This window comes from Methanovulcanius yangii (assembly GCF_018687785.1).
Lineage (GTDB): Archaea > Halobacteriota > Methanomicrobia > Methanomicrobiales > Methanomicrobiaceae > Methanovulcanius > Methanovulcanius yangii.
In genome coordinates this window covers 704845-724180 of the sequence record NZ_LTBL01000001.1, presented here as the reverse complement: position 1 = coordinate 724180, position 19336 = coordinate 704845, and the positions used below count along the sequence as shown (strand labels likewise).

Genomic DNA, 19336 nt, shown 5'->3' with positions numbered 1-19336 from the left:
GTCACAAAGGTGCGAAAAAAGATAAAATATCTGATGATTTCAGAAATATCCGCCCAGAAACGCTATCAATAATGAAAGAACATAAAAATTATTAGATACTCGGCGTAATGATTCAGTAGGTGAGGGGCCGATGTCACAAAATCAGAGGGAAATTAATCGACTTAAGCATATTATTGAGGAAAAAGACCGGGAGATCGAAATGTTAAAGGAAAATCCGGAAATCACTGAAGTGGTTCGAACCGAGCCTGTTGACGAGCGTCTGGCAAACCGTGTCAACGAGCTTGAAGGGATGGTAAAGGGACTGACTGAAGAGCTTCTTGACATGAAGGCAGAGGTGCGCAAGCTATCGAAACTCGTCGAAGGTGCGTCGGCGGCATCCCAGCCTGGTCCTGCGGCACCGCGGCGAACGCGTCCTGCCCCCGAGCCGGCCCCTACGGCCCGCAAACCCGCCCCTGAAGCAGCGTCCGGGAAGCGGCCCCATGACGCAGTCAAGATCATGCAGCCGGACGGCACGCTCGATTACGAAGAGCGGTCAAACGATGAAGACCTCATCGTCGCCGGGGCACGCCCCCGCGTGAAGAATACCCGCACGGGGAAGGGCTATCGCCAGGCTGAGGAATCCAAGCCCCTGATTTACGCCGAAGAGGATGACTCGGTGGAAATTAAGAAAAAATAACCGGGAGTCTGCTGGTTGTACATCACTGAGCTGGAAATAGACAATTTCAAATCTTTCGGGAAAAAAACAAAAATCCCCTTCTATGAGGGATTTACCGTCATATCGGGCCCGAATGGCTCGGGCAAGAGCAACATCATCGATAGTATCCTCTTTTGCCTTGCCCTCTCTAGCGCACGCGGTCTTCGGGCGGAAAAACTGACGGACCTCATCAACGTCAATACCGGCAGGAATACTGCGGAGGTCCAGATCACCTTCTCGGACGGGACCCGTGTCAGGCGGCGCATCAAGCGGACGCCGCACGGCTATTACAGCTATAACTACCTCAACGATCGTCTCTGCAAACAGGGCGACATCATCGAGTTTCTTGCAAAGGTCGGCATCAAGGCCGAGGGATATAATGTGGTGATGCAGGGGGACGTCACCCGGATCACCGAGATGACGGACTTCGAGCGGCGCAAGATCATCGATGAGATCGCAGGCGTCGCCGAGTTCGACAAGAAAAAGGAGCAGTCCCTCGGAGAGCTCGAGGTCGTCCGTGAGCGCATCGAGCGCGAGGAACTTCTCCTGAATGAACTCTCGGTGCGGCTCGTCGAGCTCGAGAAAGAGCGTGAGCAGGCGATAAAATACCGCGAATGGCAGGAGAAGCTCGATCACCTGCGAGAGTGCCGGACCGTGGCGCTCCTGACGGCACGGGAGCGTGAGCTGGGCTCCCTCCACGAGATCATCGCCGGCCACGAGGCGGATCTCGGGAAGAAGACGGCCGAAAAATCGGAGCTGGATGGGGAGATCGGCAGGATTCAGGCCAAAATAGCCGAAATATCCGAAGAGATTCACCGGAAGAGCGGGAGTGAATACCTGCAGCTCCTGCAGGATATCGAATCCGCTCGCGGCGAGATCAAGGCCTCGGAAGAGTCTATCGGCCGCAAGAACTATGAAAAGTCCTCGAACCTTGAGGAGGTTCATACCCTCTACACCAACGCGAAGCGTGCCGACGAGCGTATCGGAGAGTGTTCGAATGCGATTCGCGACCTCTCCATCGACCGGTCGAATCTCAATATGGAGCGTGCGGGCCTGAAGGCCGACCTCGATATTGTCGAGAAGACCCTCGGGACGGAGAGCGACGAGGTGGCGGGTGCCCGTGACCAGCTCTTTGCCCTCCAGAATACCATCTCCGAGCTGAAGAACCGTCGTTCCGAACTGATCGGTGAGCGTGATCTGATGATCGAACGCAGCCGCCTGCGCACCTCGGAGCACGAACGGATGAACCGGCGGCTCGTCCAGATCGAACGGGAGATCGAGGAGAAGGAACGGCAGTGCGCCGAGTATGAGGCCCTCATCGCGGGTCTCGAGAAGGAGAAGGATGCCCATAGCCAGCACGTTTCGCGGGCAGAAAGCACGCTTTTTGCGAACCGGTCCGAACTCGAGAAGGTGCGGGAGCAGATCCGTTCGAAGGAACGCGACCTGATGCGCCTCGAGGCGCAGCAGCAGGTGAGCGGTGCGGGCGGGAAGGCGCTCGAGGCGATCCTCGGGATGGACGGTGTCTACGGGACGGTCGCCCAGCTGGGAAAGGCGCCTCCCGAGTATGCGACGGCGCTGGACATCGCCGCAGGCGGCCGCCTGAACTATGTGGTGGTCGAAACGGACAGGATCGCAGCCGAGGCGATTGCGTACCTGAAAGAGAACCGCCTCGGGAGGATGACCTTCCTGCCGCTCAACAAGCTGAAGGCCCCTGCCATTCCGCCCCTGAAGAACTCCCGCGTCATTGATTATGCGGTCAATCTCCTGGAGTATGACCCGCTCTTCGACCCGGTCTTCCGGCAGGTCTTCGCAGCCACCGTCGTCATCGACCGGCTCGATGTGGCCCGCAGCATGATGGGCGAGTACCGCATGGTCACCCTTGAAGGCGATCTCGTGGAGAAGGGCGGTGCGATGACGGGCGGTTCCCGGCGGCAGAAGGCCGGCGGGTTCGGGGTCGCCGTCGGCGACGAGGTCGCCCGGCTGGCATCGGCCATAGCCGCACTGCAGGGAGAGCTCGCCGACCTGGGATCCGCGGTCGAACGCTACACCGCGGAGGCGGAGGAGGCACGTCGTCAGCGGACGGCGATCGAGGACGAGATGGCCCGCTATAGGATGCTTCTGGAGGAGTACCGCAAGAGGGTTGCGTCGCTTGGAGAGGAGCAGGCGGGCATCATCGCGGGGCAGGAGGAGATCGCAGGCGTCTCGGCGGGCGGCAGAACCCTCGCACAGCTCGAGGAGGAGATTGCCGCGGCGAACGACGAGATCGCGGGTGTGGAGAAGGAGATTGGCGGTCTGAAGTCCCGTCTCGGCGATACACAGATCCCCCGTCTCTCCGAAGAGCGCGAGCGTCTCATGAAGTCCCTTGAGGATCTCGACCGGCGCATCAGCAACAAGGAAGCGGACCTCAACGACACCCAGCGGGAACGGCAGCACTACAAGAACCGTCTCGAGGAATTTGTGCAGGCGAGGGAGAAACTCGAGGTGCGGAACCGGGAGATCGATGTGGAGATCCAGGCGGCCCGGGCGACGATCGAGTCGAAGACGACGGAGATTGCCGAGTTGGAGACGCGGCAGCAGTCCTTCTCCGCGGAGATCACCCGTCTTCAGGAGATCCACGACGGCCATCTGGCGGAGATCCGCGCAATCGATCATTCGATTCTGGAGATCGAGACGACGATGGGGCAGATTCGGCTCCAGGTCGGCTCCCTGAACGACCGGAAGATCGCGGTTCTGGAAGAGATCGAACGGCTCAGGGAGGAAGTGGGCGAGGCTACCACCGATCTCTCCCTCGACGAGATCGAGGCCGGGATGGAGAACGCGGAGCGGGCGATGAAGCGCATCGGTGCGGTGAACATGCTCGCAATCGAGGAGTATGAACGCGTCGAGAAGCGTGCGGCCGAGCGGACCGAGAAGAAGGACGTCCTGTCAAGGGAACGCACGATGCTCATCGAGCGTATCGAGCACTATGAAAAGATGAAGTTCGATTCGTTCATGGATTCGTACACGGCGATCGATGAGAATTTCCAGAAGATCTTTGCACGGCTGACGAGCGGGTCCGGGAGCCTTGTCCTCGATAACGACGACGACCCCTTTGCAGGCGGCATGACTTTTGCCGTTCAGCCGCGGGGAAAAAAGGTTCACCTTCTCTCCTCCCTCTCGGGTGGGGAGAAGTCCCTGACGACGCTTGCGTTCATCTTCTCGATTCAGCAGCACATGCCGGCCCCATTCTACGCGCTCGATGAGATCGATATGATGCTGGACGGGTCGAATGTGGAGCGCGTTTCAACGATGATCCAGGAACTCTCGGGGGATGCCCAGTCGATATGTGTCTCGCTGCGAAAGCCGACGATTGAGCGGGCTGACCGTATCATCGGGGTGACGACGCGTCCGGACAAGTCCACCTACGTGACCGGTGTTAAGAGCAATGCATGAGGAACCGGTTGAAATTCTTGTCGGCATGGCCGAGTCGGGGGAGATTGACCCGTGGAATATCGATATCGTCGAGGTGACGGACCGTTTCCTCGGTGAGCTCGAGCGGATGAAGGAGCTCGATCTGCGCATCTCAGGCAGGACTCTCTTTTTTGCATCGACGCTTTTGCGGATGAAATCCGAGTATCTCGAAGAGGTCGAGGTGGCAGATGAGGTTGAATTCGAGGAGGAATCCTTCTTTGATGACGACTTCGGATTTGGGTCGGATTCCACCTTCGAGGATCTTTCGGAACCGATCGAACGTCTCGAGCGGGAGATCCGGCGCCGCGTGGGGCGGAAAGGGAAACGGCGCCGGCCGGTAACCCTCTATGAGCTGATAAAAGAGCTCAAGACCGCAGAGAAGATGGAGCGGCGGAGGACGAGGCGCAAGAGTGCGGTACCGGACCTCCTGCTGGAGGCGGACGATATCGTCAGTGTGGCGCACGAGGAGGACTTTCAGGATGTCACCGAGACCGTGTATACGTCTTTTGAGCGCATCGAAGGTGCGGGGGAGGCAGTGACCACCCTGCATGCGCTCAGCGGCAGCATGGGGAAGGATGTGCGCGACGTCTATCTTCCGCTCCTCTTTCTCATGCTTGAGGGACGCCTGATGATCTGGCAGGAAGAATTTTTTGGGGATATTTACGTCTCACGGTGGCGCGCAGACGCATTTGAAGACTGATATGCGCATCAATTTTAAATTTAACGAGTATTGTGCGGTATCGAAGATATTTTTGATATTTTTTTATGCGTGAGGGCATGCGTGGCCGTCCCCTTTCGACGGTAGTTTTGGGCGATTTTTGAGGGGATTTTGATGGTGAAAACTGTCGGTGAATTTGAAAAATGGTGTTATTAGGCTTTTAATTATGAATTGAGTTATTATTGGCCGTATTTCTGCGAACGGGTCACGATAATTCTTGTTTCATAACCTTTATATCACTCCGGATACCATGTTGTTAGGTCGAATGGTTCGGGACGAAAACGGGCGCAACGCGCTCCGTTTGTGCGTATCCGCGCCAAGAACGAACATTGCAATCGTGGCGAACCGCAACCGCGAAACCGGATGTCTGTCCGGTTCTCCGGGTGCGGACGTCGGCCGAACAAAACGATTCGAAGGGTTTATATCCTCTGAAGACAACCTTGTTAGGTCGAATGGTTCGGGCACAAAACGGGTGCAAAATGCTCCGTTGAAAAAACGGTGCCCGAAATACGCCATTAGCACTACAAAGGAAATACCTCTGCAGGGTGGCAATCGCCGCTCTGCAGGAAGGCTTCCGGCGTCGGATGCAAGCGGTTTCGATGGGTTTATTACCTCTCGAAACTAATATTGTAATCCGATGTTTTGATGGGGAACCGAAACCGCTCCGGTGGGGAGTGTCGGTTCTGACGTTGGCACTGGCAATGCGGAAATCTGTTTAGTAACCGCTAATTCCTTTTACCATGGAATGCCATCATCACGATGATGAGCAGAAATGGTTCCAAATATAAAGCCGATAAGGCATGTGTGCCGAAGACCACTGAATGCAAGAATCTTGCATGAAGCTACTTCAAAAACAATTCTGGTTGATCCTGCCAGAGGCCACTGCTATCGGGGTTCGATTAAGCCATGCGAGTCGAGAGGGTTCAGACCCTCGGCGGACTGCTCAGTAACACGTGGATAACCTGCCCTAAGGTGGAGCATAACCCCGGGAAACTGGGGATAATACTCCATAGGTTATGGATGCTGGAATGCATCATAACTCAAAGCTCCGGCGCCTTAGGATGGATCTGCGGTCGATTAGGTTGTTGTTGGGGTAACGGCCCAACAAGCCTGTAATCGATACGGGTTGTGGGAGCAAGAGCCCGGAGATGGAATCTGAGACACGATTCCAGGCCCTACGGGGCGCAGCAGGCGCGAAAACTTTACAATGCAGGAAACTGTGATAAGGGAACCCCGAGTGCCCGTATACGCGGGCTGTCCAGGTGTTTAAAACGCACCTGAAGAAAGGGCCGGGCAAGACCGGTGCCAGCCGCCGCGGTAATACCGGCGGCTCGAGTGGTGGCCACTTTTATTGGGCTTAAAGCGTCCGTAGCTGGACTCTTAAGTCTCTTGGGAAATCTCCTGGCTTAACCAGGAGGCGTCTAAGAGATACTGGGAGTCTAGGGACCGGGAGAGGTGAGAGGTACTCCGGGGGTAGGAGTGAAATCCTGTAATCCCCGGGGGACCACCTGTGGCGAAGGCGTCTCACCAGAACGGCTCCGACAGTGAGGGACGAAAGCTGGGGGAGCGAACCGGATTAGATACCCGGGTAGTCCCAGCCGTAAACGATGCGCGTTAGGTGTACTGGTGACCACGAGTCACCGGGGTGCCGAAGGGAAACCGTGAAACGTGCCGCCTGGGAAGTACGGTCGCAAGGCTGAAACTTAAAGGAATTGGCGGGGGAGCACCACAACGGGTGGAGCCTGCGGTTTAATTGGACTCAACGCCGGACAGCTCACCGGATAGGACAGCGGAATGATAACCGGGCTGAAGACTCTGTTTGACTAGCTGAGAGGAGGTGCATGGCCGTCGTCAGTTCGTACTGTGAAGCATCCTGTTAAGTCAGGCAACGAGCGAGACCCACGCCAACAGTTGCCAGCACGACCTCCGGGTCGGTGGGGACACTGTTGGGACCGCCTCTGCTAAAGAGGAGGAAGGAATGGGCAACGGTAGGTCAGCATGCCCCGAATTATCCGGGCTACACGCGGGCTACAATGGGCAGGACAATGGGCCCCGACACCGAAAGGTGAAGGTAATCTCTTAAACCTGTTCTAAGTTCGGATTGTGGGCTGCAACTCGCCCACATGAAGCTGGAATCCGTAGTAATCGCGTTTCAAAATAGCGCGGTGAATGCGTCCCTGCTCCTTGCACACACCGCCCGTCAAACCACCCGAGTGAGGTTTGGATGAGGCCATGGTCGTTGCCGTGGTCGAATCTAGGTTTCGCAAGGGGGGTTAAGTCGTAACAAGGTAGCCGTAGGGGAATCTGCGGCTGGATCACCTCCTAAAGAAATCAAGGGGATGCGGTTGCTAAACAGAACGTAAAATTGCCGGTGTCAACAACGGAAGCTGTGGGCTTATAGCTCAGCTGGAAGAGCGCGGCGTTTGCAACGCCGAGGCCAGGGGTTCAAATCCCCTTAAGTCCATCAAGCAGGTTCCACAATACTCTTGTGAAACCCGCTTCCAATGCACCCGGAGACGTGAGTCCCCGGGGAAGGACCGAGAGTCCAAAAGACTCTGTGAGGTCGGGTAAAGGTGTGCACATAGGACGTTAAATGGGTTCTGGCGGACACATTTAAAATGACGTGCTGATACAAGCCAATCAGTGGATGGCTCGGTTCGAGTGCCGATGAAGGGCGTGCCAAGCTGCGATAAGCTCCGGGTAGACGCAAGGAGTCTATGATCCGGAGATTCCCTAATGGGACATCCTGCTTCGTAAGAAGCGATCCATTTTGGATCGGGAACCCCCCGAATTGAAACATCTCAGTAGGGGGAGGAAAAGAAATCAATCGAGATGTCGTGAGTAAAGGCGATCGAAAACGACACAGTTCAAACCGAATCCCTTCGGGGACATGTGGTGTTGATAAGCCTCCCGTAAAGACAGACCATCCTAAGTGGAAATTTCTCTGGAATGGGATACCGCAGAGGGTGACAGTCCCGTACGCATACGGTTGATCTGTCTGGGGAGTGTCTTGAGTAGCGTGGGTTGGAATTCTCGCGCGAATCCGGGGATCATCAATCTCCAAAACTAAATACTCCTCGAAACCGATAGCGCATTAGTAGCGTGAGCGAAAGCTGAAAAGTAACCCTGAAAAGGTGGTTAAAAGTGCCTGAAACTGATTGGTGATAGTGTGTTGCGGTGTGAAAGGATCTCCTGGGCGAAAGAACCCGTCGCGAGGCGGTAGTATGGGTTCAGGTGCCAGCATCGTAACTTACGTTTTGAAGAACGGGCCAGAGAGTTTATTCTGTTGGCGAGGTTAACCGGTAAGGGAAGCCAAAGCGAAAGCAACATGTCCGTAGGCTTCGGCCATGGGACGACGTATTAAAAGTGCGTGGAGTCAACAGGATAAGACCCGAAGCCCAGTGATCTATGCGTGGGCAGGCTGAAGGGTGACGAAAGTTGCGTGGAGGGCCGTAGCGGTATTGATATGCAAATCATTCGTGTGACCTGCGTATAGGGGTGAAAGGCCAATCGAACTGGGCATCAGCTGGTTCCTCTCGAAACATGCCGTAGCATGACCTGGCTGGAGATAGACGGTGAGGTAGAGCACTGATTGGGGAAGTTGGGGGAGAAATCCCTCACTCTCCTGTCAAACTCCGAATTCCCCGTCGTCGTAGAAGGCTGGTAGTCCGCACTACGGGGTAAGCTTGTAGTGCGTAAGGGAGACAACCCAGACTGTGGTTAATGTCCCCAAGTGTAGGTTAAGTGTCAATACTAAAAGATGTCCTGGGCCAAAGACAACTGGAAGGTGAGCTTAGAAGCAGCTATCCTTTAAAAAGTGCGTAACAGCTTACCAGTCGAGGTTCAGGGCGCTGAAAATGGACGGGGCTAAAACCTACCACAGATACCACAGACCACCGTAAGGTGATGGCGTAGAGAGGCGCTCTGCATGGGCGGAAGCAGGGCCGTGAGGTCCTGTGGACCGTGTAGATTTGAAAATTCTGGCATCAGTAGAAGCATAGTGTGGTGAGAATCCACACCGCCGAAGGGGCTAGGTTTCCTCGACAATGTTCGTCAGTCGAGGGTTAGTCGGTCCTAAGGCCTACCGTAACTCGAGTAGGTCGAAAGGGAAACAGGTTAATATTCCTGTACCATCTGATTGTAGTCAATTTATTGACCCTGACGTTTCTGGATATGCTTTGCAGGGCCGTCGCCCTGTCCAAGCGGCGAAACCCTTGGAGAACCGTAATGGTGAGAATTGGGTGAATACGTGATGGAGTAATAAAGCAAACTCCAGGAACCCGTGAAAAGGGAATCAGATGTCCGTACCGAGATCTGACACAGGTGCCCCTAGCTGAGTAGGCTAAGGCGTGTCGGTTTAATTGTGTTTAGGGAATTCGGCAAAATAGCCCCGTACCTTTGGTAGAAGGGGTGCCTGCCCAGCGATTGGGCAGGTCGCAGTGACCAGGGGGCTCCGACTGTCTAATAACAACATAGCAGACTGCAACTCCGTAAGGACTAGTATAGTCTGTGATTCCTGCCCAGTGCAGGTATCTGAAAACCGGGTACAACCGGACGAAGGACCTGTAAACGGCGGGGGTAACTATGACCCTCTTAAGGTAGCGTAGTACCTTGTCGCTTAATTGGCGACTTGCATGAATGGATTAACGAGAGCCCTACTGTCCCAAACACAAGTCCGTTGAACATTTTATCCTAGTGCAAAGGCTAGGGACTCCTTATGGGAAGTGAAGACCCCGTGGAGCTTTACTGCAGCCTGTCGTTGTGTTACGGTATTCATTGCGCAGAGTAGATGGGAGATGTCGATCCAACCCTCGTGGGGGTTGGGGAGTCGCAATCTGAGACACCATCCTTTGTTTACTGTAACACTCACTCAGTAGAGGACACCGATAGGTGGGCAGTTTGGGTGGGGCGCCACACCCTCGAAAAGATATCAAGGGTGCCCCAAGGTCAACTCATGTGAGTCAGAAACTCACAGAAGAGTGTCAAGAGCAAAAGTTGGCCTGACGCTGATACGCATAGCAAGTATCTGCGAGAGGAAACTCGGGTCTAACGAACCAATACGCCCTGTTGATGAGGGCTATTGACGACAGAAAAGCTACCCCGGGGATAATTGAGTCGTCACCGGCAAGAGCACATATCGACCCGGTGGCTTGCTACCTCGATGTCGGTTCTTTCCATCCTGGCTGTGCAGCAGCAGCCAAGGGTGAGGTTGTTCGCCTATTAAAGGGGATCGTGAGCTGGGTTTAGACCGTCGTGAGACAGGTCGGTTACTATCTATAAGGAGTGTTAGAAGTCTGAGGGTAAGACGGAAATAGTACGAGAGGAACTTTCCGTCGTCGCCACTGGTAGACCGGTTGTCCGACAGGGCAGTGCCGGGTGGCTACGCGATAATGGATAAAAGCTGAAAGCATCTAAGCTTGAAACCAGACCTAAAACGAGACTTCGCTGAGGGCATGGATAAAAGATCCGTTTGATAGGCTCGGGATGTACGCACGAAGGTAACGACGTGTTCAGTCCACGAGTACTAACGCCCAAATCAGCTCTAAAATTGAGTCCCCAGAACCCAGACGAAATCCTGTGTGCACACCAAATACCAACAACGTGTAATTGCGGCCATAGCAGAGGGGTACACCCGGACCCATCCCGAACCCGGAAGTTAAGCCCTCTCACGTAGTATGCTTTACTGAGATGCGCGAGCTCTCGGGAACCATACCTCGCTGCAATTGCTGACTAAAAAAAATGAAACTCTTCTGTAATGTTTGTATTCGGAGCGAATGCCATGGGCGTTTGCAGCTCTCTTTGTTGCACTGTCTCCTTGAGTATACTTTCACACTGCATACGGTTCTCTCTTATTATCTTTTCCGGTGACGTCATGCCGAGAGGAACAGATCATGGAAAAGGTTGGGAATCTTTCGGTAAACAGGTACCCCGCCATCGATACGATGGGTGTGGAATCCCGAATATTCACCTGTACGCTCTGTGGCACGCGCTTTGCCGTACGGGTCGGGGAGGTGCAGCAGGCATGCGGAGGGCTCGCTGCCGCACGCGTAGAGCCCCTTCGAAATAATGATGGGCAGCATCTCCTGGGAAATGCCGGGGTGATGGTTCTGTCACGGTCCGGAAAGGCATTGAATATCGAACTGGTGAACGGAGACCGTTTCACGGTCTCGCTCAGCGCCGTGCGTGAAATGCTTGCGCGGCGAAGATCGTACTGCTATATCGCCCGCATTCCCCGCAAGGAACGCCTTTTGCCACACCCGCTCTCTCCTGCACCAAGACTGTACATGAGGGACGCTCCCGCCTGCCAGGTGTAGATGTGCGTGTGAGGAGAATCAATATATACGCCCATTGCAAGTAGGGTGCATGGTAATTCGCACACATGAGCAGAAACGGGTCATTGACCGGGTCCATGACATCATGACGTCATATGACAATGCCGAACTGATCATGGGGGAACTTGCATCGCTGGGATTTCTTCGTGCCACCAATTCGCCGGACCCCTATGCAATGGAGAATGATGAACTGGAATTATATGTCCGCATACGGCTCAATTCCGACATGTCCATTGGCGGATATGAGCTGTTGACCTTCGACGAGATACGGCGCGAAATTGCGGCAGAATAGGATGAAGTACGGCGCAGTGAGAAAAAAACAGCCCAAATGGTCTTCTCCACTTAATGATTTTCATTTCGCGACAGAATCCAATCAAACATATTTTATGCTTGTATTTCCAATCTAGTAAGGCAAGACTACGATGCCAAGGTGGCGGAGCGGCCACGCGGCTGCCTGCAGAGCAGCTATACTCCGGTTCAAATCCGGACCTTGGCTTTAGGTTGTTCAGGTTTTCTGAACAACCGTCGGAGCAATCGTTCCGGCATAAAACTGCGGCCATAGCAGAGGGGAACACCCGGACCCATCCCGAACCCGGAAGTTAAGCCCTCTCACGTGGTATGCTCTACTGAGATGCGCGAGCTCTCGGGAACCATACTTCGCTGCAGTTTTTCTAAAAGAGAAGTTATTCTTCGTTTTTATTCCGGTAGCGCTGCGGTTATTACCCGTGGGGTTCAACGCATATCTGCATTATGTATGACGCAGGCATTGCGGGAATGTTTCTTCTTGCGTTTATTATCGGTCTTACCGGTGCGCTTGCCCCGGGGCCGATGCTCGTTGCCACCATTACTGCTTCCATACGGGATGGATGGAGGGTGGGACCCCGCATTGTCGTGGGCCACATGGCAATCGAGGCGATATTCGTTCTCTTCATACTGGTAGGGCTTGCAGATTACATCACCCCCCACAGCACGATAATTGCCTTTGCCGGTGGTATATCCCTTGTATTTTTTGGCGCCATCACTCTCCGGGCTGCACAGACGGCCTCGCTCATTGTATCCGGTGAAGAAGTGTATGTCAGCCCGTACCTTGCAGGATTTATCACCTCGGTTTCGAATCCCTATTTCTGGCTCTGGTGGCTCACAATCGGAGCAGGATTCCTTCTTGATGGTGTGCAGGGTGGTCTTCTCGTCGTCATTGCATTTCTGGCCGGCCACTGGCTCGCCGATCTCGGATGGTTCACCTTCATCTCGGTCGGCATCGGGAGAAGCAGAACGATAATCTCTGAACGGGTATATCGCGGAGTCATCGGGGCTTGTGGCGTGATGCTCGTGCTTTTCGGTCTCTATTACATAGTATCCTTTATTCCGGCACTGGGATAGCATCGGAGAATCGGGATGTGCACACCGCTCCACCCTCACTGATACCTGTTTGTTCTGCATGACGATGTCGGACAAGGGTTTTTTGATCGCCCGACGTTGAACCGCTGACGATTGTCCGGTGGGAACATCGGGGAAAACAGGAATATATTCAGGTCCGTTTCAGTCGCTTGATCTGTCGGAGGATCATCTCACGCCGCACGATAAAGACGCTTGCAAGGACGCCTGCGAAGATATTGAAGTAATACATGATGAGGCGCCAGATGAGGACGAAGACCCCCACGATGGACGATGGGACGAAGAGGCCGTACAGCGAAGTGGCACCGATCTCTGCAATGCCCGATCCGCCCGGTGTCAGGGGTATCATCATGATGATGGCAATCATCAGCTGGACGATGAAGGACTCCAGGAAATGGGGCGGTTCACCAAGGGCGATGAGGATGAAGGACGGTATGAGGAACTCTGCTATCCAGTAGAGTGCCGTAAAGAGAAAGCCCCAGAAGAGGCCGGACCGTGCCTTTCCGATGAATTTGGTGAGGGCGGAATTGAAATTGTCCACCTCTTCATCTATACGGTCGCGGAAGCGTTCGACTTTTTCCGACTTCCACCGTTTTGTAAACCATCCGGAGATTCTCTTGATCAACCGCTTTAAAAAATCCGGGTGACGTATGGAATAGACGAAAATGGCAAGAACCACCACAAGGAGCGCCCACATGACGAGAAGCGGTGTAGTAAGGTTCACATCGAGATCACTGACCTGAAATGCCAGCAGCAGGAAGGAGAAGATGCCGATGATCCCCAAAACGATGCCGTCGATGACCCGTTCCATGATGACGACTGCGGTTGCATCCCCGATGGGGACATCCGCCCGGTACAGCTCATGAATCCGCACGGGTTCTCCTCCGGCCTGGGAGGGGGTGATGGCGGCGACCAGGAGATTGGCAAAGACGGCATTGAGCGAATGCAGAAACGGCACGTGGTAGCCGAGGGAATGGGACATCATCTTCATACGCAGCGCCCAGAAGACGAAAGCTCCCATGTGCAGGACAAGGGCAAAGATCAGATACTGAAGCTTGGCATGCTGCAGGTAATCGATGGTGTTTTCATCGATGGTGAGCCACAGAACAATCAGGAGAACGACAGTTGAGAAAGCGACAGATATTGCGAGCCATTTCCACTGTTTTTTCTCCATTCATCACCTCTTTTGCGATTTTTCTGCACTGCGTATCTCTATTTTTTGGAACCCGATACTATATACCCTTTTTACTTTAAATGGTGAACAAATGGCGGTTTTTTCGGACCCTGAGAAGCCCGGCGCGGATGCCTGCATCCAGGAAGCCGTACCCATAGCTGAGTTCACCCAGTGCCTGAAGAAGATCCCCGGTTTTTATCGTCTTTTCTGCCTTGCGCAGATACCGTTCCGCCTTGAAAAGGACCATCTCCGCCGCTTCATGGACGGGGCTCTCCTCCTCCGGGTTGATGGCCACCGATTCAACCGCTGTTGTCAGCATGCGGTGGTACCGGCTGGTCTTTTCCCTCAGGTGTTCGTCCAGTTTCGGTGCCACCTTCTCTCCGATAGACGGGATTTCGTCGAGGGGTTCGATATCGCTGAAGATACCGAGGAGGCATCCGCAATCGAGCCAGCCGAATCCGTATGTGAAGGCGGCGTGGGCATTGACGGAATCTCCCTCATCATAGAACCGGAACCCGTCGCTTGCGTATGCCCCTGCCATCTCGATCATCTCATGGTAGAGTGCGTAGTAGAATCCCGACCGTGAAACGGCCGGCCTGACCTTCTCGGTCTTGTCCCAGAGTGCTTCTCCAAGTGCCTGTATGCTCATAATCCTGCGAATGTCTTAAGGTATTCTTCTTCGATCAGGTGCAGTTCTGCCGGGATGACCAGGACATGCAGCGGGTCGCCGAAATCATGGTCCCTGAGTGTCTGTGCGTCCCCGGCGCGGACATGCGGGTCTGCCGAACCTGCACGGGCAATCCCCACAAAGAGGCGCGGAGGCTCTTTCCCTTCCTTTACCGCCATCTCTTCGATCAGCCTGATTGCCTGCGGCACGGTCATATACCGTCCTTCCTGGATGTCAAGGTAGACGATGGTGTGGAGACTGCGCAGCTGGTTTGCGAGGATCGTATCCAGTGGAGCCGTCGGGAACCAGCCCTTTGCCGGAAACGGTATCGAACACGATTTCCCGAACCGGTAGTTCTGGAGGCCGGAGAGACCGCAGACCGCAGAGGATATGGACGACCCGTGTACGATCTCTGTCGGTATGCCCCGTTCGGACGCCCGGATTCTCAGGTCCGCATGGGTCGTCGAGACCATCGGGTCTCCCCCGGTCAGAAATGCAACATCGGAGTCCCGTGCATATTCAAGTATGGTATCAGGATGCAGTTCGACGTCTTCACGCCCGAGGACCGTGACGGTCTTGCCGTACAGATCCTCCATTTCACAGATTTTTATTCCCATCAGGCGTGAGGTATAGCCTTCCAGAAAGACATGATCCGCAGCCTGAATCCTTTTCAGCCCTTTCAGTGAGATATCGTCGCCGTCAAACAGCCCCAGACCAATGAACGAAAGCATCGCGTATTCCTCCCTTCATGCGTATTCCTCATAGTATGACTTATCAGTTTTGCGTATGATCTAGATCAACTCTGCGGTATGACGAGGGGGGTTTTCGCCCGGAGGGGCGAAAATGTTCGGGAATGCCCCCTGACGGACTGTCCCTGAAAGAATGCTTTATTTCAGGTCGTAACGATACATGATACTACTGTCGGGGGGGCTTTGCGGAACCCTCCACTACTTCGAAGTAGCCTTCATTATATCTCATCCATGGGATGACGGGTCCCGTATCCAATAATGCAGCTGATATCATGATCAGGAAATTGTATGAACGCAGGCTAACGGAATCCCTGGAGGATATTCCCTTAAATGTCTGCTGTATGGTCAGTGAGGAGGAGGTGAAAAGTGCCCCCGGAAAGATTGGCGACTGCGCCCGGTGGAGCAGGGACCTCGGGATCAAAACCCTCATCATCCATATCAGGACTTCCGGTTCGCCGGATATTCATACCCTTCTTCCCGAGCTGCGGGATCTCTTTTCCTTTGCCCGTGTGGAGGTGCACACGGAGAATGGATGTGATGCGTTCGGGGAGGGCAACCTTGAGATCCTCATCGCCGTCGGGCTGTCGGGACGAGAGGAGATTGCCGCGGCCATCCGGTCCATGGCTGAAGAGGGCGTCTCTCCCGATGAGGTGGACGAGGAGCTGTTTCGTTCGTACCTGGCCATCAGGACCGAACCGGATCTCGTCATCAGGACGGGCGGTGACCAGTTGACGGATTTTCTGATATGGCAGTCGGTATACGCAGAACTCTTTTTTACGGACGTGAACTGGGACACCTTCCGAAAAATTGACTTTCTCCGCGCCCTGCGGGATTATCAGATACGTACCCGCCGGTTCGGCAGGTGATGGTTCCTGACCCGGTCGTTGTAGACGCGGATGCCCCGGAGCAGATCGATCTTTCTGAAGAGCGGCCAGTAGGGTGCACAGAAATATACCGCCGATTCATAGCCGTTGGCAAGCCATGGCAGGAAGTTTGAGGTTCGCTGTTCGTTGCCCGTGCGGATGATCAGGTCGACGGGTGCAAGATGCGTGTCGGCGCATATCTTCTCCTCGACCATGGCAGCGGTAATCTCGTCCGGCCTGATGCGTCCCTCACGTTCATCCTCGAGTATTCCCTGTGCACTCCTGATAATCTCGTTTCGCCCCCCATAGGCAAGCGCAATATTGAGAAAAAACCGGTCATAGTCACGGGTGGCCGCCTCCGCATCCTCTATCGTTGCAAGGAGCGGTGCAGGTATCCGGCTCCGGTCCCCGACAACCCGGAGACATATCCCGTTTGCGTGGAAGCGTTCATCGCTGCGGACGGACCCGAATTTCCTGGTAAAAAGGGAGAAGAGTTCGGAGAGTTCCTCTTCCGACCTGCTGAAGTTCTCGGTGGAAAAGGTGTAGAGCGTGATGGAGCGAACCCCGATGTCCCGTGCCCATTCAAGCACCCGTTCGGTCGTCTCCGCCCCCATGGAGTGGCCGAATGCGGTGTTTTTCCCCAGAATGGAGGCATACCGGCGGTTGCCGTCCATGATGATGGCGATGTGACCGGGCACATGCCGGATGCTTTTTTTCAGGTGCCACTCGTAGATCTTTTCGGGGATTGCACGTATCTTCATACCGGGATGACCTCGACGACCATACCGTTGTTCGGGAACCGTTCCACGACGTATTTTTTACCGGGATGATCATTGAAGTCTTCGGTGAGCACCCACCATGCCATCTCCACCCGACCATCGATGACCTCCATCTCGTCGGGGTCGATCTCCGGCATCTCGTCCCCATACTCGAGGACACCGTATATCACCGTGCCGTCCTCGGTAATCTCCTCGAACGGCCGGGCGGTGTTGGCGGCAATACGCTTCAGGCGCTCCCTGAGCTGGATGGAGTCCTTGAATGTCGATGAGCACCAATGGACCTTTTCGTGCCGCCGTATCTCACGGGTCCACTCTTCGGCGCCCCCCACCGCGTTGTGGTAGCAGTCCTCGAGATCGAATCCCCGCTGCCGCATTTCGCCCGCATTGGTCTCGCTCCATTCAAGCTCGTTGATATTGAAGAAGTCCAGTTCATCGAGGAGGGGTTCGAAGTACTCGAGCCCTGGCAGCGACGGGACTTCTATGGTGACTTCCATGCCGAGGCGCTTTGCGGTGCGTATTGCGTCCGGAAACCTGCTCTCCATGATATGGGGCCATATCTCATGCGGCGGGTGAAACCGGATCTCATCGACGAGGCCGACGAGGGCTGTCAGTTCCCGCTCCCCCGGTGCGATACCGGTATACATGTGGATGTGATGGTCGTTTCCGAACGTCTCTTTCAGGAGCCGGGAGTAATGGACGATGCGGTCGAGGACAAGGAACGGTTCCCCCCCGGTGATGCCGGTCCCAAGGGCACTCATGATGCGTGCCTCGTCCAGGACGTCATCGTCGGAGCGAACCTCCCGGTCATTTGCCCAGACGGCACTATTTCCTTTTCGTTCACTCGATATCGGGCAGTACCAGCAGGTGCGGTTGCACTGTCCGGTGATGAAGAGGACCATCTTGGCCCCCTCGTGGCAGAGTTGACAGGCCCTACTCAACACCGGCGTTCACCGCTTCTGCAATCCGTCCGGTGACAAAGTCACTGCCGAGTGCCTCGAGGAACCATCCCAGGCGCGGGCCGCGTTTCTGGCCGAGGATGGCGATGTATACCGCCGTGAAGATGACCTTTGGATTGACGTTGGTATCTTCGGCGACCTTGTAGACGGCGTTGTGGATGTCTTCCGCACGCCACTCGTCAAAGCCGGTGTATGCCGCAAGGAGGGCGCCAAGCCCGTAGCGCTCATCGTCACCGAACGCAAACGTCTCTTCGGGAAGGGTCTCCCTGATGGTGAACCGGACGTCGGCGGGTGCGTACTGCTCAATCCACAGCTTCGCCCGTTTTGCCCGTGCGAGGACTGCATCGCGGTTCGCCACATTATAGCCGCTTCTTTCAAGAATATCGAATATTGCATCGTCATCCTGTGCAATCTGAACGACCGTCACGAGGTGGCGGAAGGGGATGTCGGTTGCAACCGAGGAGATGGCTGAAAGCTCGTACTCGCGGGTGTTTCCTTCTTCTGCGACGCGGGCATACTCGTCGATAAGGCTCAGGAGGCCCATGCCCGGGTCGAAGTTGATTGCCTTTTCCGGTTTTGTCCGGACGATCAAATACCTAAGGACATCCGGGGGGACGATGTCGAGCATGGAGTTGATGGTGATGGCAACCCCCGTTGAGGATGCCATGGCGCCCTTGCCCTTCAGGCTGATCCATTCATACTGGACGGGGTGGGGCTCCATTCCGCCGAAGATGGTGCGGACGATCTCCCTTCCCGTGTCATATGATCCACCGGCGGCCGCATGATCCTTGCCGAACGGTTCGACGGTGATGCCGAGGGCGGCCCACCGCATCGGCCAGTCGACACGCCAGACAAGTTTTCCTTCGCCCTTTGCATAGTCGGAGACGCCTTCGTATCCGCACCCGCAGCGGTATGACACGGTATGGCAATCGGCATCATGGGCGAGGATCTCGGCATTGGAGATGGTCCCGCACCCGGCACAGACCGGATAATACGGCACCCAGTCGTCGGGGAGGGTGCGCCGGGAGACTCTCTCGAGGATCTCCTTGATCTCCCGGCTCTTTTCGAGAACGGTCCGTATCTGTTCCGTATACCGGCCGCTCCGGTACTGTTCGCTCGATTTGATGACGGTGGGCCGGACATCCATCTCGGTCAGAGCGCTTAAAAACGGCTCGAGGAAATGCTCCGCATAGCTTGCATGCTCCCCGCAGGGACATGGGATGTCACAGAGAGGACGGCCGATATATTTGCTGTATTCTTCAGGCAGGAACGGGTAGACCTTTCTGAGAGGGTCGAAGTCATCCGCTATGTATATGAGTTCGGCATCGAGACCACGCTCGTTCATCGCTTTGTAGACGAGATCGCCCGTCAGCACCTCCCGCATATTTCCGATATGAATCGGACCGGAAGGAGTGATCCCTGTTGCAATCCGATGGGGAGTATCCTGGTCAACCTCGGCTGCACAGACGTCTGCCCAGTGTATCTTTCCGTTGGCATTGCCGGCTTGCTGCTGCATCGGGTTATACATTGGAACTCTTAGATTAACAATATGTAGGTAA

General features: G+C 55.1%; 13 protein-coding genes, 2 tRNA genes and 4 rRNA genes. 13 read left to right on the top strand and 6 right to left on the bottom strand.

All coding sequences use genetic code 11. The features are described 5' to 3' along the window. Positions 1 to 199: 199 nt before the first annotated feature. From AZH53_RS03665 to AZH53_RS03610, 12 genes are all read left to right on the top strand, one after another. Complete coding sequence (locus AZH53_RS03665) at positions 200 to 676, top strand: DUF7518 family protein (RefSeq protein ID WP_319642183.1); 477 nt, start codon at positions 200 to 202, stop codon at positions 674 to 676. Between the two features lie 15 nt (positions 677 to 691). Next, complete coding sequence (gene smc / locus AZH53_RS03660) at positions 692 to 4126, top strand: chromosome segregation protein SMC (protein WP_319642182.1); 3435 nt, start codon at positions 692 to 694, stop codon at positions 4124 to 4126. Then, on the top strand, positions 4119 to 4844 hold the full coding sequence (locus tag AZH53_RS03655) for a ScpA family protein (RefSeq protein ID WP_319642181.1): 726 nt from the start codon (positions 4119 to 4121) through the stop codon (positions 4842 to 4844). The genes smc and AZH53_RS03655 overlap by 8 nt, the downstream gene beginning before the upstream one ends. Positions 4845 to 5718: 874 nt before the next feature. Beyond that, positions 5719 to 7186, top strand: a 16S ribosomal RNA gene (locus tag AZH53_RS03650). 67 nt (positions 7187 to 7253) lie between these two features. Further along, a tRNA-Ala gene (locus AZH53_RS03645) sits at positions 7254 to 7326 on the top strand. Between the two features lie 155 nt (positions 7327 to 7481). Further along, positions 7482 to 10409 (top strand): 23S ribosomal RNA (locus AZH53_RS03640). Between the two features lie 58 nt (positions 10410 to 10467). Then, positions 10468 to 10588: ribosomal RNA gene (gene rrf, locus AZH53_RS03635) — 5S ribosomal RNA — on the top strand. A gap of 165 nt (positions 10589 to 10753) precedes the next feature. Then, entirely contained in the window at positions 10754 to 11176 is a 423-nt protein-coding gene (locus AZH53_RS03630; RefSeq protein WP_319642180.1) for a hypothetical protein, read from the top strand. 49 nt (positions 11177 to 11225) lie between these two features. Then, positions 11226 to 11486, top strand: coding sequence for a hypothetical protein (locus AZH53_RS03625; protein ID WP_319642179.1), 261 nt, complete (start codon positions 11226 to 11228; stop codon positions 11484 to 11486). A gap of 132 nt (positions 11487 to 11618) precedes the next feature. Continuing rightward, positions 11619 to 11690, top strand: a tRNA-Cys gene (locus AZH53_RS03620). 52 nt (positions 11691 to 11742) lie between these two features. Next, positions 11743 to 11863 (top strand): 5S ribosomal RNA (gene rrf, locus AZH53_RS03615). Together the 16S, 23S and 5S rRNA genes with 2 tRNA genes alongside form the textbook arrangement of a ribosomal RNA operon. Positions 11864 to 11944: 81 nt before the next feature. Then, positions 11945 to 12574, top strand: a complete 630-nt coding sequence (locus tag AZH53_RS03610) for a LysE family transporter (protein ID WP_319642178.1) — start codon at positions 11945 to 11947, stop codon at positions 12572 to 12574. A gap of 148 nt (positions 12575 to 12722) precedes the next feature. On the opposite strand, the gene AZH53_RS03605 is transcribed toward AZH53_RS03610, so the two are convergent. The 3 genes from AZH53_RS03605 to dph5 form a co-directional block, all read right to left on the bottom strand. Next, positions 12723 to 13763, bottom strand: a complete 1041-nt coding sequence (locus AZH53_RS03605; RefSeq protein ID WP_319642177.1) for a lysylphosphatidylglycerol synthase transmembrane domain-containing protein — start codon at positions 13761 to 13763, stop codon at positions 12723 to 12725. Between the two features lie 76 nt (positions 13764 to 13839). Further along, positions 13840 to 14412, bottom strand: coding sequence for a DUF357 domain-containing protein (locus tag AZH53_RS03600; RefSeq protein WP_319642176.1), 573 nt, complete (start codon positions 14410 to 14412; stop codon positions 13840 to 13842). Continuing rightward, positions 14409 to 15161 carry a diphthine synthase gene (gene dph5 / locus AZH53_RS03595; RefSeq protein WP_319642175.1) on the bottom strand — a complete coding sequence of 251 codons (753 nt, stop codon included), beginning with the start codon at positions 15159 to 15161 and terminating at the stop codon, positions 14409 to 14411. Before dph5 ends, AZH53_RS03600 begins: the two co-directional genes overlap by 4 nt. A 377-nt stretch (positions 15162 to 15538) precedes the next feature. On the opposite strand from dph5, the gene AZH53_RS03590 reads away from it, so the two are divergent. Then, positions 15539 to 16045, top strand: coding sequence for an undecaprenyl diphosphate synthase family protein (locus AZH53_RS03590; protein WP_319642174.1), 507 nt, complete (start codon positions 15539 to 15541; stop codon positions 16043 to 16045). On the opposite strand, the gene uppS is transcribed toward AZH53_RS03590, so the two are convergent. The 3 genes from uppS to lysS are packed head-to-tail and all read right to left on the bottom strand — an operon-like array spanning position 16015 to position 19293. Continuing rightward, positions 16015 to 16803 carry a polyprenyl diphosphate synthase gene (gene uppS / locus AZH53_RS03585; protein ID WP_319642173.1) on the bottom strand — a complete coding sequence of 263 codons (789 nt, stop codon included), beginning with the start codon at positions 16801 to 16803 and terminating at the stop codon, positions 16015 to 16017. The genes AZH53_RS03590 and uppS overlap by 31 nt on opposite strands. Beyond that, positions 16800 to 17762 carry a radical SAM protein gene (locus tag AZH53_RS03580; RefSeq protein WP_319642172.1) on the bottom strand — a complete coding sequence of 321 codons (963 nt, stop codon included), beginning with the start codon at positions 17760 to 17762 and terminating at the stop codon, positions 16800 to 16802. The genes uppS and AZH53_RS03580 overlap by 4 nt, the downstream gene beginning before the upstream one ends. After that, positions 17752 to 19293, bottom strand: coding sequence for a lysine--tRNA ligase (gene lysS, locus AZH53_RS03575; protein ID WP_319642171.1), 1542 nt, complete (start codon positions 19291 to 19293; stop codon positions 17752 to 17754). Before lysS ends, AZH53_RS03580 begins: the two co-directional genes overlap by 11 nt. Positions 19294 to 19336: the final 43 nt, after the last annotated feature.

Bases quoted from the DNA above. Each gene is read 5' to 3' on its own strand.
- AZH53_RS03665 (WP_319642183.1), top strand. From the start codon at position 200: ATGTTAAAGGAAAATCCGGAAATCACTGAAGTGGTTCGAACCGAGCCT.
- AZH53_RS03655 (WP_319642181.1), top strand. From the start codon at position 4,119: ATGCATGAGGAACCGGTTGAAATTCTTGTCGGCATGGCCGAGTCGGGG.
- AZH53_RS03630 (WP_319642180.1), top strand. From the start codon at position 10,754: ATGGAAAAGGTTGGGAATCTTTCGGTAAACAGGTACCCCGCCATCGAT.
- AZH53_RS03625 (WP_319642179.1), top strand. From the start codon at position 11,226: ATGGTAATTCGCACACATGAGCAGAAACGGGTCATTGACCGGGTCCAT.
- AZH53_RS03610 (WP_319642178.1), top strand. From the start codon at position 11,945: ATGTATGACGCAGGCATTGCGGGAATGTTTCTTCTTGCGTTTATTATC.
- AZH53_RS03605 (WP_319642177.1), bottom strand. From the start codon at position 13,763: ATGGAGAAAAAACAGTGGAAATGGCTCGCAATATCTGTCGCTTTCTCA.
- AZH53_RS03600 (WP_319642176.1), bottom strand. From the start codon at position 14,412: ATGAGCATACAGGCACTTGGAGAAGCACTCTGGGACAAGACCGAGAAG.
- dph5 (WP_319642175.1), bottom strand. From the start codon at position 15,161: ATGCTTTCGTTCATTGGTCTGGGGCTGTTTGACGGCGACGATATCTCA.
- uppS (WP_319642173.1), bottom strand. From the start codon at position 16,803: ATGAAGATACGTGCAATCCCCGAAAAGATCTACGAGTGGCACCTGAAA.
- lysS (WP_319642171.1), bottom strand. From the start codon at position 19,293: ATGCAGCAGCAAGCCGGCAATGCCAACGGAAAGATACACTGGGCAGAC.